Origin of the sequence: Massilia sp. CF038 (assembly GCF_900129765.1) — a bacterium.
Classification (GTDB): domain Bacteria; phylum Pseudomonadota; class Gammaproteobacteria; order Burkholderiales; family Burkholderiaceae_D; genus Telluria_A.
This window is the reverse complement of the sequence record NZ_FQWU01000001.1, coordinates 171314-183585: the sequence shown is the minus strand read 5'-3', so window position 1 is coordinate 183585 and position 12272 is coordinate 171314. Positions and strand designations below refer to the sequence as shown.

Annotated in this window: 13 protein-coding genes and 1 tRNA gene; 8 read left to right on the top strand and 6 right to left on the bottom strand. The window is 59.0% G+C overall.

All coding sequences use genetic code 11. From position 1 onward, the window contains the following. Positions 1-9: 9 nt before the first annotated feature. From mutL to BUC24_RS26510, 5 genes are all read left to right on the top strand, one after another. Positions 10-1884 carry a DNA mismatch repair endonuclease MutL gene (gene mutL, locus BUC24_RS00850; protein ID WP_073212204.1) on the top strand — a complete coding sequence of 625 codons (1875 nt, stop codon included), beginning with the start codon at positions 10-12 and terminating at the stop codon, positions 1882-1884. Beyond that, entirely contained in the window at positions 1884-3110 is a 1227-nt protein-coding gene (locus BUC24_RS00845; protein WP_073212203.1) for a multidrug effflux MFS transporter, read from the top strand. The genes mutL and BUC24_RS00845 overlap by 1 nt, the downstream gene beginning before the upstream one ends. Further along, on the top strand, positions 3107-4051 hold the full coding sequence (gene miaA, locus BUC24_RS00840) for a tRNA (adenosine(37)-N6)-dimethylallyltransferase MiaA (RefSeq protein ID WP_073212202.1): 945 nt from the start codon (positions 3107-3109) through the stop codon (positions 4049-4051). The genes BUC24_RS00845 and miaA overlap by 4 nt, the downstream gene beginning before the upstream one ends. A gap of 51 nt (positions 4052-4102) precedes the next feature. After that, positions 4103-4179: transfer RNA gene (locus BUC24_RS00835), tRNA-Met, on the top strand. A gap of 455 nt (positions 4180-4634) precedes the next feature. Further along, positions 4635-4940 (top strand): hypothetical protein, encoded by a 306-nt coding sequence (locus tag BUC24_RS26510; RefSeq protein WP_143167351.1) that lies wholly within the window; start codon positions 4635-4637, stop codon positions 4938-4940. Between the two features lie 210 nt (positions 4941-5150). Here BUC24_RS26510 and BUC24_RS26505 read toward each other — a convergent pair whose 3' ends face one another. Then, on the bottom strand, positions 5151-5498 hold the full coding sequence (locus tag BUC24_RS26505) for a hypothetical protein (protein WP_143167350.1): 348 nt from the start codon (positions 5496-5498) through the stop codon (positions 5151-5153). A 945-nt stretch (positions 5499-6443) separates the two neighbouring features. On the opposite strand from BUC24_RS26505, the gene BUC24_RS00825 reads away from it, so the two are divergent. Continuing rightward, the gene (locus tag BUC24_RS00825) at positions 6444-7025 is read left to right on the top strand and encodes a hypothetical protein (RefSeq protein ID WP_073212200.1); all 582 of its coding nucleotides are present in this window, start codon (positions 6444-6446) and stop codon (positions 7023-7025) included. 150 nt (positions 7026-7175) lie between these two features. After that, positions 7176-7835: a hypothetical protein gene (locus BUC24_RS00820; RefSeq protein WP_073212199.1), complete on the top strand. Its 660-nt coding sequence runs from the start codon at positions 7176-7178 to the stop codon at positions 7833-7835. Positions 7836-8138: 303 nt separating this feature from the next. On the opposite strand, the gene BUC24_RS00815 is transcribed toward BUC24_RS00820, so the two are convergent. The 4 genes from BUC24_RS00815 to BUC24_RS00800 form a co-directional block, all read right to left on the bottom strand. Continuing rightward, positions 8139-8615: a hypothetical protein gene (locus tag BUC24_RS00815; RefSeq protein ID WP_073212198.1), complete on the bottom strand. Its 477-nt coding sequence runs from the start codon at positions 8613-8615 to the stop codon at positions 8139-8141. Positions 8616-8764: 149 nt separating this feature from the next. Continuing rightward, a complete protein-coding gene (locus tag BUC24_RS00810; protein ID WP_073212197.1) occupies positions 8765-9049 on the bottom strand; it encodes a hypothetical protein in 285 nt (94 codons plus the stop codon). A 116-nt stretch (positions 9050-9165) separates the two neighbouring features. Continuing rightward, positions 9166-9411, bottom strand: coding sequence for a hypothetical protein (locus BUC24_RS00805; protein WP_073212196.1), 246 nt, complete (start codon positions 9409-9411; stop codon positions 9166-9168). A 43-nt stretch (positions 9412-9454) separates the two neighbouring features. Next, positions 9455-10618, bottom strand: a complete 1164-nt coding sequence (locus BUC24_RS00800; RefSeq protein ID WP_229447934.1) for an acyltransferase family protein — start codon at positions 10616-10618, stop codon at positions 9455-9457. Positions 10619-10706: 88 nt separating this feature from the next. On the opposite strand from BUC24_RS00800, the gene BUC24_RS00795 reads away from it, so the two are divergent. Then, positions 10707-11093, top strand: coding sequence for a cupin domain-containing protein (locus BUC24_RS00795; RefSeq protein WP_178372457.1), 387 nt, complete (start codon positions 10707-10709; stop codon positions 11091-11093). An 11-nt stretch (positions 11094-11104) separates the two neighbouring features. Here the strand turns inward: BUC24_RS00795 and BUC24_RS00790 are convergent, their stop codons facing one another. After that, positions 11105-12256 carry a fatty acid desaturase family protein gene (locus BUC24_RS00790; RefSeq protein WP_073212195.1) on the bottom strand — a complete coding sequence of 384 codons (1152 nt, stop codon included), beginning with the start codon at positions 12254-12256 and terminating at the stop codon, positions 11105-11107. Positions 12257-12272 lie beyond the last annotated feature (16 nt).

Here is a 12272-nt window from a genome sequence, read left to right as displayed (position 1 = left end):
AATTCACGGATGAATGCTTCCGTCCCCGCTTATCGCCCAATCCAGGCCCTCCCCGATCAGCTGATTTCGCAAATTGCCGCTGGCGAGGTCGTGGAACGGCCTTCCGCTGTCGTCAAGGAATTGCTCGAAAACGCGCTCGATGCGGGCGCCACCCAGATCACGGTGCGCCTCGAGGAAGGCGGCGTCAAACGCATTGCCATCACCGACAACGGACGCGGTATTTCGCCCGAGCAGTTGCCGCTCGCGCTGGCGCGCCACGCAACGTCCAAGATCGCGTCCCTGACCGATCTGGAAAACGTGGCCACGCTCGGCTTTCGCGGCGAGGCCCTTGCCTCCATCGCCGCGGTCGCTGCTGTTACCGTGACGTCGCGCACCGCCGATGCGCCGCACGCATGGGAAATCGTCGGCTCGCATCTGGGCACGGTCGCGCCTTCGTCGGGCGCTTTCGGCACCACCATTGACGTGCAGGACCTGTATTTCAATACCCCCGCGCGGCGCAAGTTCCTCAAGTCCGAGCAGACCGAATACGGCCACTGCGCCGAAGTCGTGCGCCGCATCGCACTTGCCCGTCCCGACGTGGCTTTCTCGCTCTCGCACAATGGCCGCACCATCGACCATTGGAATGTGGGCGAGATGGCCAAGCGCAGCGCGCATATTCTTGGCGCCGAATTTGCCGAAGCACGCTTGTCGATCGATGAAGCAGCCGGCCCCTTGCGCATTCATGGTTACGCAGGTTTGCCCACCGCCTCCAAGGCCCGCGCCGACGGCCAGTTCTTTTATGTAAACGGGCGCTTCGTGCGCGACAAGCTGCTGGTGCACGCGGTGCGCGCCGCCTATCAGGATGTGCTGCATGGCGACCGCTTCCCTTCCTACGTGCTGGCACTTGATCTGGACCCGGCGCTGGTCGACGTCAATGTGCACCCGTCCAAGATCGAAGTGCGCTTCCGCGACAGCCGCTCGGTCCATCAATTTGTATTCCACGCGGTCCAGCGCGCACTGGCGCAAACCTCTGCCACCGCGTTCGGCACGGCACCGGCACCGCTGCCTGCCGCCGACGTGGCCGGCAGCACCTCGACCTGGCGCCCGCGCGAGCATGAGCAAACCAGCTTTGGCACCCAGTTCTCGTCCACCTTTTCGCCGTCGCCCTACGCCCCCGGCAGCCGCTACGATGCGCCCGGCGTGGCGCAAAAGATGGACAGCTACGGCGCCCTGTTTGCCAGTGGCGACAGCGCAGCCACGGCACCGGTCACGCCCTACGTGGCGCCGGCGCAGACCATGTCCAACGACGAGTATCCGCTCGGCTTTGCACTGGCCCAGCTGCATGGCATTTACATTTTGGCGCAGAATGCCAAGGGCATGGTCCTGGTGGACATGCACGCTGCGCACGAACGCATTTTGTACGAGCAGCTCAAGACCGCCCTCGATGCCCAGGTCGATGGCCAGGACATGCAGGTGCAGTCGTTGCTGATCCCCGTGACCTTCTTTGCCGATGCGGTGGAGGTGGGCACCGCCCAGGAAAACCAGGACACGCTCAAGGCGCTTGGCTTCGACATCGCGGCCATCTCGCCCACCACCCTGGCGGTGCGCTCGGTCCCGACGCTGCTGAAAAACGCCGACGCCCAGACACTGGCGCGTGACGTGCTGCGCGACGTACGCGAATTTGGCGGCTCGCGCGTGCTGATCGAACGCCGCAACGAGTTGCTTGGCACCCTCGCCTGCCACACGGCGGTGCGCGCCAACCGCATTTTGTCGGTGCCCGAGATGAACGCCCTGCTGCGCCAGATGGAAAGCACCGAGCGTGCCGACCAGTGCAATCATGGCCGCCCCACCTGGGTCCAGCTTGAGATCTCCGCGCTCGACAAGCTTTTCTTGCGCGGCCAATAATGCAGCAATCCGAACTCGCGCCACGCCCGCTCGCGCACTACGCGCAGGCGCCGATTCTGCTGCTGGTGATCGGCTTTCTGATGCTGCAGCCGCTGTCGACCGACCTGTACCTGGCCTCGCTGCCCAGCCTGGGCACGGTATTTGGCGCCCCCGCCGCCAAGGTGCAGCTGACGCTGTCGATGTTCGTGATCGCCTTTGGTGGTGCGCAGTTGATCATCGGCCCCCTGTCGGACCGCTACGGCCGCCGCCCGGTGGTCATCACCGGCCTGGCGCTGTACGTGCTGGCCAGCCTGCTGTGCGCTCTTGCGCCGACCATCGACATGCTGATCGCAGCCCGCTTCCTGCAGGCGCTGGGCTGCTGCTCGGCAATCATCATTGCGCGCGCCATCGTGCGCGACGCCTACGCGCCTGGCGACAGCGCGCGCGTGGTCGCGCGTGCCAGCACCTGGCTGTCGCTGGCACCGCTGTGTGGCCCCATTCTTGGCTCCTACCTGCAGGTGCGCTTCGGCTGGCAGGCGGCGTTTGTCGCACTCTCGATGCTGTCGTCGCTGGTGCTGGTGGCCGTCATTTTGCGTCTGCCGGAAACCAATGAACACAAAAATCCCCGGGCCACGGAGTGGGCCGGCCTGGCAGCCAATTTCAAACTGGTGCTCGGCACCCGCGAATTCTGGATCTACGCGCTGCCAGGCGCGCTGTCGTACGGTTCGATCTTTGCATTCATTTCGGGCTCGTCGCCGGTATTAATCCGCATTCTGCAGGTGCCCACCGGGATGTTCGGCTTTTGCTTTGCGTTCGGCGTGTCCGGCTACATGAGCGGCACCATTTTGTGCCGCCGCCTTCTGCCCAAATTTGGCCCCGCCGTCACGCTGCGCATCGGCACCACCATGTCGCTGGCGGCAGGTGCCCTGTTTCTGATGGCGGTCGGCTTTGGCATTGCGCACTGGGCCCTGGTGACCGGGGCCATGTTCCTGACGATGCTCGCGCACGGGGTCAATTTTCCGGTGTCGCAGTCCGGTTCCGTCACCCCCTTCCCGCAACAGGCGGGCACTGCCGCCGGCTTGATGGGGGCGCTCTACATGAGCGTCGCGTTCACGGTGGGGAGTGCCGTGGGCGCCAGCTTCAATGGCACGCTGTATCCACTGGCGATCATCGCTTGCACGCTGGGTGTGCTGATCTTCGCGTCCGCGCGCCTGCTCAGTGAACGCACGGCCAAGGTGGCGCCATGAAGCCACTTGCCGTCGCCATCATGGGCCCGACTGCTTCGGGCAAGACTGCCGCCGCGCTAGCCATCGCGCGCGCGATCCCGGCCGAGATCATTTCCGTCGACTCGGCCCTGGTCTACCGCGGCATGGACATCGGCACCGCCAAACCCAGCGCCGAAGAACTGGCCAGCGCGCCGCACCACCTGATCGACATCATCGACCCGACCGAGGCATATTCGGTGGCGCAGTTCCGCACCGCGACCCTGCGCCTGGTGGACGAGATCAGCGCGCGCGGCAAACTGCCCCTGCTGGTAGGCGGCACGATGATGTATTTCAAAGGCTTGACCGATGGTCTGGACGACTTGCCCACGGCTGACACGGCTGTGCGCGGGCGCATTGAAGCCGAAGCTGCCGCCATCGGCTGGCCTGGCATGCATGCCAAGCTGCGTGCACTCGATCCGGTCACCGCCGAGCGCCTCAAGCCGAACGACGCGCAGCGCATCAATCGCGCCCTGGAGATCATTGAATTGAGCGGGCGCCCGATGTCCGAACTGCTGACCGGCCGCGAGAAGCTGGCGCTGCCCTTTGAGCTGCTTTCGTTTGCACTGGAACCGTCCGACCGCGCCGTCCTGCATCAACGCATTGCCACCCGATTCGACCAGATGCTGGGCACCAGCGACGACAGCGGCATCGTGGCCGAAGTGGCCAGCCTGCGCGCCCGCGGTGACCTTGATCCCGCCATGCCCTCAATGCGCTGCGTGGGTTACCGTCAAAGCTGGGAATACCTGGACGGCACCATCGACCGCGCCGGCTTGCGCGAAACAGGCATCGTGGCCACCCGCCAGCTGGCCAAACGCCAGCTCACCTGGCTGCGCGCAATGCCGGAACGTGTGGTGATCGATTGTTTGGCTGATAACACGGCCGGCGTGATGCTGGCGCATATCGCTGGGCACAAACCCGTTTAGGGTGTGTGGCTTGACAGCGCGATTTGAAGTGCCTATAATGCTGGGCTGTTGGGTGATATAGCTCAGTTGGTTAGAGCACAGCATTCATAATGCTGGGGTCGGTGGTTCAAGTCCACCTATCACCACCAAGAATTACTCCTCCGTGGTACCAGGAGGTTCAAGAAACCGCAGTTCTCCCCAGGAGACTGCGGTTTTTTTGTGCGCGCTTGTTTGATACCGTTCTGGGACAGCCAGCTTTTTTTGGAGCCATTCTTTGGGGTGAAAGCCGCAAAGACTAGCCATTTCATCGAGAGGACCTCACCCGGCAAAGTGGGCACAGCCTCTCAATTCAAACGGTGAATGACCGCTTTGTGGAATCTTGAACTTCCGGCTTGGGGCGCAAGCAGACTGTGGATAAATGGCGAGGCAAGCCGCTGCGTCTCTTCTAGAATCAACGACCTATCCGGCAATCACGGCCGAAAAAAACGGCCAGGCCATCGCCTCTCGCGCGGTCGATCAGCGAGACAGACGTCAAGTACAATGGTCGGCTATCGGCCAGAAGCGGCCGGACCACTCTGCTCCCTTCCGCCCCTGGGATTCGAGAATGCACATCGATACGAATGACGAATTCGCAGCGGGATTTGATCCCCAAATGCTCATGGAAGATGCCCTGGCACAAGCTGCTGAGTTTTCGTGGTTGCCTACCGCGATAAACAAGTGGGGTGCGGGGGTCTGGGAAAGCCGTGCATACCTGCGCTATGTTTCGGCCAACAATCCAAATCAGCCAGCATCCCGGCGGCAACTTAAGACGAGTGTCACTATTCATCACCGCGTACTCGGCATGGTGGTCCTCGACATCCTTCAGGGCGATATCATTGGTGGAATCGAATTTGTCGACCGGCTCGAATGATTGCCGAGCGCAAGGTGAGGCAAATTTCCATCGGCGAGCGAGGCGCAGCGCCCGCTGCAGTACGACGTGCTGCGTTAGGCGCGCGCAGCCTAAGCAACATTCCAGTTAAGACTCGCCGCCCACGCTGCTTCAATTTTGCCTTCCCTGCTAGGATGACCCTCACCTCACTTGCTTGCTTGCTTGCAGGATCAGCGAAGCACCGTGCCGCTGTCAGATGGCCGCAATTACTCTCGACGCTGTATCGACTACCTCGCCGTTTAGTGAAATGCTCAGGGTCGAACCGGGCCATGCGTACAGGAACAAGGCGTCTCTGTCGTATTCAAGCTTCAGAAGTCCCGCGTCCTTTGGTCCTCTCGCCACCAAACCAAGTTGATCCCCCGGTTGAAGTGATACTTCTTCCCCCCATGGCTCAATTGCGACATATGAAAGGGTTCCACTGTTATTGCAAATTAGGACGCTCGATTCGCCTTGATCGTTTTCCATACACACTTCGCCTTCCGCCAAGTTCAAAATATTTTCAGCAAATTCTGCCCGCAAAGTCGGTGTTTGAATCGTCACGAGTTTCCTAGACACTCGCGATCCTCTCAAAAATACCGCACCGGCTTCGCACGCGAGTGGCAAGCTGCCACGCTCTAACGCATCGTACGGATTAACAAGGACGCCATAAGTTGTAAGGGCCGTGCTTTGATCTGATGAGAGGGCAGGTTTGTTACGCGCAAATCTTCCAATTGCCCGGGAGGTGTGGAGCAATGTAGATGAAGCCCGATTTGGGCCGATTGTTCCCGGTAGCGCCATTAACGTCGTTGGCGTTTGCCGCTCGACAGAGACCATTTGAGACTGACTCTCATGACTTAGCGCCCATATCTGATCGACACACCTTCTATCGAAGACGCCTGCATGAATGGTTTAGCGGCACCAATACCATTTACGTACAACTCCGAATTTGACTGCCACACAATATTGAGCGGCACCATTTCGTCAAGAATAAGAGTGTTTCCCCTCTCGCCCGGTAGTGCCTCTCGGGCTGGAATGATTGAAACTTGAGTGCTAAACCGCGTTGTGGCTCCGCAGTTGCGAGTGAACACCACGGCCTTTAATTTTCCCGATGGCGAGATAACCGTTTGGGATATTTCGTTTCCACATGTTCCGGCCAAGTCACAGGCGGATAACGCGACGAATATGGTGGGAAGCAGGAAAACAGCCAATTTGCTTTTCATACGCAGGATAGTTTGGGTGCGGAGATAAAAGTGCAATCGTGCTCGGCCGCTTTTTTCCGAACGTTGGAGGACCACTTCTTGCCGTAACGTATATTGTACGCGTGCTATCTTCAAAACGCCGAGGCAAGCCGTTGCAGCCCTTCTAGAATCAACGACCTATCCGGCAATCACGCCCGAAAAGAACGGCCAGGCCATCTCCGACTGCGCGCTCGATCAGCGAGACAGACGTCAAGTACAATGGTCGGCTATCGGCCGCTACCAGTCGTTCAATTGAAGTGGAACTTTTGTGTCAGACATCATCGAATTCATCGTGCACTACACCCCAATGGAACGCGAAAAGATTGCGTTCGCTTGGAATGGGAAGCATGCCGCAGAATTCATCGATGCGAATCAATCGTTTCGTTGGACAGTTGTAAAGGAATGCATCGATAACTCCGAGCGAGTGCCATTGTCCCTGCTTGAAGACTTGTTTCTTGCGGATGCACATTGGGCGGTGCAGGCGTGGGGAACACCGGAACATTTCGCACAGCTTGGCTGCGCATTGTTGGTTCGTGGCGGAAGCGACGCTCTTGAGTCATTCGCGAAAGGTTTTAATGCCTCATTTGATACCTTTGGTGCGTGTCATGATATTCAGCTCCCGGTGGACTTGTTACCTCAGCTAATGACCTCAGTACGGGAAATGCATGCGTGCGTCACTGATGAGCGCCAGAAAGTTGAGCTGGAGAGCACGCTTCAACTATTTCAAAAGCTAGAAGGACCGACAGCCACCGATGGTTGGGTAAAAATTGCACCTAAGACCGAAGTGTCCAAAATTCGAGTTGTATGGCCTCGCTGGCACCATAAAGCTTGGGCATGGTTTTTTCGGTAAGCCTAGCTAGGGTTTGGAGTTGACTACAAGGCGGATTCACTTGTTCTGGTTCGCGCCGGTCGATTGGTGGTGGTCGCTGCCGGCGGGAGCTGCGGTGATGACGTATTCGTATGGAAAACCGGCGCCCTTGGCGTCGAGATTGGAGACTAGATGAGAATTGCCACCGTCAGCATCATTCTTGCCATGTGCTTTTGCGCGCAGGCGTCGGCTGCCGGTGATGTCTATGTCGGGAAGGTTTCGGAAGTGTCCAACACCAGTCTGGTGCTTAAAGCGCCCGGAGGCGATTGGCACATCGGGTTCGGGGCGAAAAATCCCGCCCTGCGTGCCCTGCACAAGATAAAGGTCGGGCAAGAGGTGCGCGCCGTCTTCGGTACGATGCGGGGCCCTGAGGGCGGTGAAATAAATGAACTGCTGACAATCCGGGCATGCTTGCCGCGCGAACGCGAATGCACACGAGACCGGGCACGGATGGCGCGGGAATCTGCGGCAAGTCAGAAGCAATGGGCGTTGTCCGCTAAAGCGCTTGACCGCTGCTTCGATGCTATGAAAGAGACCCTGGCTGGCGATGCACGCTATGTGTCCAAGACCGACGCGCCGGAAAAGAAGGATGCATTTGCACAGTCCAATGCATTGCAGGGCGAAGAACGCGCCTGTGCCCAAAACGTTTTCAAGCAGCACACGGATGCTTATCTTGAAGCGTGCCAGCGACATCATTGTGGCGATAATATCGGTGGCGGCTGTTATCACTTTGCGCGATCTGCCTTGAACGCGGCAGTGGCTGAAAAAGCCGTGGCGTCGTGCCGAAAATAGCCGCTTTGGCGACAGCGGACTGTTCGCTGGAAGCAGTTCGCCGTCCAGTACAATCGGCAACTTCCGGCCAGAAGCGGCCATCCAATAGCTGCTATCACCACCAAGAATTACTCCTGGGAGGTTCCAGGAGGTCCAAGTAACCGCAGTTCTCCCTAGGAGACTCCGGTTTTTTATGCGCCAACGTTTGACGTCCATTACGTCCGAGCTATTTCGAGCAACGCTTGAAGCTATGGTGCCAAACGCCGCGACCTCAAAACCGCAAGGCATATTGGCTGGCCATCCTGCAGCGCGTTTATCTACAGCCTAACCGAGTCCATGTTCAGATAATTCAATTGCGCTGGCATCGCCATATTGATCGTGAACGCTAACCGTCGCGGGAACGGCATAGCTCCAGCCTCCCGCCTTCCACCAACACTCAGCAAACCAGGTCTTCAGCACATTTGCGACGATATCCTTGCCCCCGAAGTTGTCGGTGAAGTAGCGATCATCGAACTCTTCCAACGTTCCAAGTCCGAGGCCGAGTTCTATGGATCTCCTTGGAAATATCGACATGTCAGTGGGGTCTACGCGATTGTTTTTGCCCTCAAAGTAAATCCATGCAGACGGAAGATATGGGTCATCTACACCGACAAAGATTTGCACTTCGGCTGCTTTGATATCAGACGGTACTGGCCGCGTGAGCAGTTGCTGAATTTCCTTGATCGCCTGCACAGACAGACGATTGAGGCAGCCCCTGTAGCGATCTTGGAATTGCAGCTTATTTAGGCGAAATGGGATCATGATGGCTTACTGAGATATGGGCGGATGACCGCAATGGGTTTAAATAGGCAGCCAACGCCTTGTTCACTGGCGTTGAGGTAACTGCCACAGCGCGATTGTGCGTCGCGGCTGATAAAAGCCTGCGCACTGACCGGCGACTTCCGGCGGGGTCAGACCATCAAAATTTTCGGTTCACTAACATCGATCGTCACAAAAATGCGGTGTCGATAGCCATAGAAGTTATTCACTACGCCGCGCATGAAACCGGGAAACAGCACGAATGGGAAAAGGAGCTGCAAGAACAGCATCCACGCACGAAATTCTTTCCCTTTGCGTAGTTCGATGCCGTTGCGCCACTCTTTATGCACCCAGTAGCCATCAGATACAAGACGTTCTAGTTCGAGTCTTGTGGCGGCAGGAATCTCCTGTCGAAACTGATATGGCTCAGAATTCATGGGTCATTATTTCCGTTCGAAATATGGCGTCTGCGCTTGGCCGCGTTCACACATTCCGCTTGCGTGCCACCTGAGGCAGTTCCCTGAGAGACTGCGTTTTTTGTTTATGATTCCGGTCATGGTTCGACGATCTGGACGGTTACCGAATGGCTTAAGGCCTCGTCAATGAGGACGCGCAGTGCCAGCGACGCAAGCTCCCTATTGACCAAGTGATCGATGGAATAGAATCCGTCTGGTCCAAACGCATATTCGTAAATCTTGAGTGTGGAAACGTGGGAAATCGGGCTCGGTAGTTTATTGAGCAACGCGGATGAATTGAAATTCTCCGGCACCAGAAACTGGATGCTGTATTCAATTCCCATCGAGCGACTCTTCACCAGGGTGCATGGCGGGGTCGCCCTGTCTTCAGGCGCTATTGCCCTGCGGTGCGACCGGCGCCGGCCGCCCGGCCTTGGCCACCAGCGAGAATGGCCGCTCGACCAGCAGGAACAAGATTGCCGGCGGCACCAGGGTCAGCACAAACACGAAGGGCAGCATGCCGAACACAAATAGCGCATCACTCTTGACGCCCGGCGCCTTGATCAGCAGCACCATCACAATCACCTTCAGCGCCAGGCCATGCAGCAAGTAATAGGAATAGCTCATATTCCCCAGCCAGCGCAATGGTGTGAAGGAAAACAGGCGCCCCAACCACGACTGCGGCTGGCTGAAGCAGACCTGACACAGCAGGAAGAATGCAAAAAACAGCCCCATCAATTTCGCCATGAAGGCAAACGGCCCCAGATACGGCGTGGCAGTGAACGCCAGCGCGCACACGGTGAGCGCGGCGACCAGGCCGGCGTGCGGCGTACGCGCCTTGCTGCGTATCGCCTCATGCAACAAAATGCCGGCAATGAACATCGTCAATCGGATCGGCCCGCCGGTGAGCGTGCAGCCCACCAGCAGCAGCACGCCCATCATCACGAACAAGCTCACGCGCCAGGCCAAGCTTTTCTCGCGCAACCCGCATGCCGCGATCACCAGCGGCAATACGATGTAGTACAGCATTTCATAGCTGAGCGACCAGGCCACCGTGATCATGGGTTCAATCTTGAAAATCCCGGGTAGCAGCAGGAAGTTTTGCAGGATGTAGGTGAGTGCAGGCCAGAAGCCTTCCGGAATTTTGCTCTCGGCTGGCCGCAAGTAGGACAGCGCAAGATAGGTGAAGAACATCACCAGAAAAGCCGGGTAAATGCGGGCAATGCGGCGCCGCAGGAAAGGCAGATACGCCTGGCGGCGCGCAATCAGCGAGCCGTAGATCAGATAACCGCTGAGCACGAAGAACAGGTCAACCCCGGCATTGCCAACCGTGTGCACCCATTCCCACGTCTCGGCCAGGGGCGAATGCGCACGCATCCAGGGCGCCATCAGGGTGGCGTAATGCACCAGAAAGACCAGGAACACGGCGAAGCCGCGCAAGCCTTCCATGGGACGCACATTGGCGGCGTCACCGTGGCGCGCCAGCTCGAAGCGCTGCGCCATCCATTGAAAGGCTTTCTTCATTTCTGCCATGTGCAAGAATTTAAACATGACATTTTAACATCAACCATAGCCCTACAACGCGGGCTGGAACAATGTTTCGCCTGCTATGCTGGGGCCTTCACTGGGAGACACGACAATGATTTCTGCAATCCTGCTGCTGGCGGCAGCCCCGGCCATGGTGATCGTGCGCGAGGAGGACGTGCGGCGCGAGGAAGCGCCGCCGCACGGCGCCATCGGCATGTCCACGGCGTACCGCATCAGTGATGCAGTGCCGGCGCCACGCGCCATGGAATTTCGCAAGCGCGTGCTGCATGTGGGGGCCGCCATCGGCCTGCATCCGATTGATCACGACGAAGTGTATTACGTCCTGTCCGGCACGGGCGAAGTCAGCTCGGACGGCGTCACCCGCCCGCTTGCATCAGGCAGCGCCGCCTACCTGTACAAGGGCGCAGTGGTCGGCATCCGCCAGACCGGCGCGGCGCCGCTGGCCCTGATTATCAGTTATCCCAACGCTCTCAAGTAAGCTGAACGCGCTCAGGCCGGCCTGACCCGCACTGGCGGCGGGCCGTCGAGCCGCGGGCTGTAACCGGGGAAGCTCATACGCAGGATGCGCCACACGGTGGTGCCGAACTGGCGCGACAAGGAACCGGTGTTATACGGCAGCTTGTAACGCTCGCACAGCGCGCGCACCCGCGGCGCGATTTCAGGATAGCGGTTGCTCGGCATGTCGGGGAACAGGTGGTGTTCGATCTGGTGACTGAGGTTGCCGCTCATGATGTGAAACAGCTTGCCGCCGCCGATATTGCAGGAACCGAGCAGCTGGCGCACGTACCAGCGCGCGCGCGTTTCGTTTTCCACTTCGTCCTTGGTGAACACGTGCACATCGCGCGGGAAGTGGCCGCAGAAGATGATCAGGTACGTCCACAGGTTGCGAATCACATTGGCCAGCGCATTGGCGCCGCACACGTAAAAGAAGAAGGGACCTGCCAGCAGCGGGAACAGGATGTAATCCTTCAGAATCTGGCGCAGCATTTTTTCACGCGTGCGCAGCCACATCGGCCGGATCGAGGCCCAGCTCATGCGGCCCTTGACGATGCGCCCCAGCTCCAGTTCCTGAATCGCGATGCCCCATTCGAACAGGATGGCCAGCAGCAGCGCCCACAATGGATTACCCAGGTTAAAAGGCTTCCAGCGCTGCGCTGAAAACAGGCGCAGCAGGCCGTAGCCGCCCACGTCCGCGTCCTTCCCGAAAACATTGGTCCAGGTATGGTGCTTGACGTTGTGCGAGTGCTTCCACTGGTCGGACGGGCACACATGGTCCCACTCCCAGCTGCCCGACTGGATGGCCGGGTCACGCAGCCAATCCCACTGGGCGTGCGAGATGTTGTGGCCGATCTCCATATTCTCCAATATCTTGGCCGCACCCAGGATCACGGTACCAAGCGCGATCAGGGGCCAGAACATGCTCCACGCGGCCAGTGCATGGCCCCATTGCGGCAGGAAGGCCAGGCTGGCGTAGATGACCAGGCGTCCGCCCAGGGCCATGCTGCGCTGGACCTTGATCAGGCGGTAGATGTAGCGCGCATCGCGCGCGCCGCGGCTGTCCATCACTTCACTGCGGATGGCTTCGATCTCGTGCCCGAAAGCGTCGATGTCGGCGGGGCTCAGGTGAGCAGGTATTGGCATGTGGTCGTCCTGTTGA

Excerpts from the sequence above, each read along its gene's own strand:
- BUC24_RS00800 (WP_229447934.1), bottom strand. The coding sequence starts at position 10,618 with ATGTTTAAATTCTTGCACATGGCAGAAATGAAGAAAGCCTTTCAATGG.
- mutL (WP_073212204.1), top strand. The coding sequence starts at position 10 with ATGAATGCTTCCGTCCCCGCTTATCGCCCAATCCAGGCCCTCCCCGAT.
- BUC24_RS00810 (WP_073212197.1), bottom strand. The coding sequence starts at position 9,049 with ATGAATTCTGAGCCATATCAGTTTCGACAGGAGATTCCTGCCGCCACA.
- BUC24_RS00790 (WP_073212195.1), bottom strand. The coding sequence starts at position 12,256 with ATGCCAATACCTGCTCACCTGAGCCCCGCCGACATCGACGCTTTCGGG.
- BUC24_RS00805 (WP_073212196.1), bottom strand. The coding sequence starts at position 9,411 with ATGGGAATTGAATACAGCATCCAGTTTCTGGTGCCGGAGAATTTCAAT.
- BUC24_RS00820 (WP_073212199.1), top strand. The coding sequence starts at position 7,176 with ATGAGAATTGCCACCGTCAGCATCATTCTTGCCATGTGCTTTTGCGCG.
- BUC24_RS00795 (WP_178372457.1), top strand. The coding sequence starts at position 10,707 with ATGATTTCTGCAATCCTGCTGCTGGCGGCAGCCCCGGCCATGGTGATC.
- BUC24_RS00845 (WP_073212203.1), top strand. The coding sequence starts at position 1,884 with ATGCAGCAATCCGAACTCGCGCCACGCCCGCTCGCGCACTACGCGCAG.
- BUC24_RS26510 (WP_143167351.1), top strand. The coding sequence starts at position 4,635 with ATGCACATCGATACGAATGACGAATTCGCAGCGGGATTTGATCCCCAA.
- miaA (WP_073212202.1), top strand. The coding sequence starts at position 3,107 with ATGAAGCCACTTGCCGTCGCCATCATGGGCCCGACTGCTTCGGGCAAG.
- BUC24_RS00815 (WP_073212198.1), bottom strand. The coding sequence starts at position 8,615 with ATGATCCCATTTCGCCTAAATAAGCTGCAATTCCAAGATCGCTACAGG.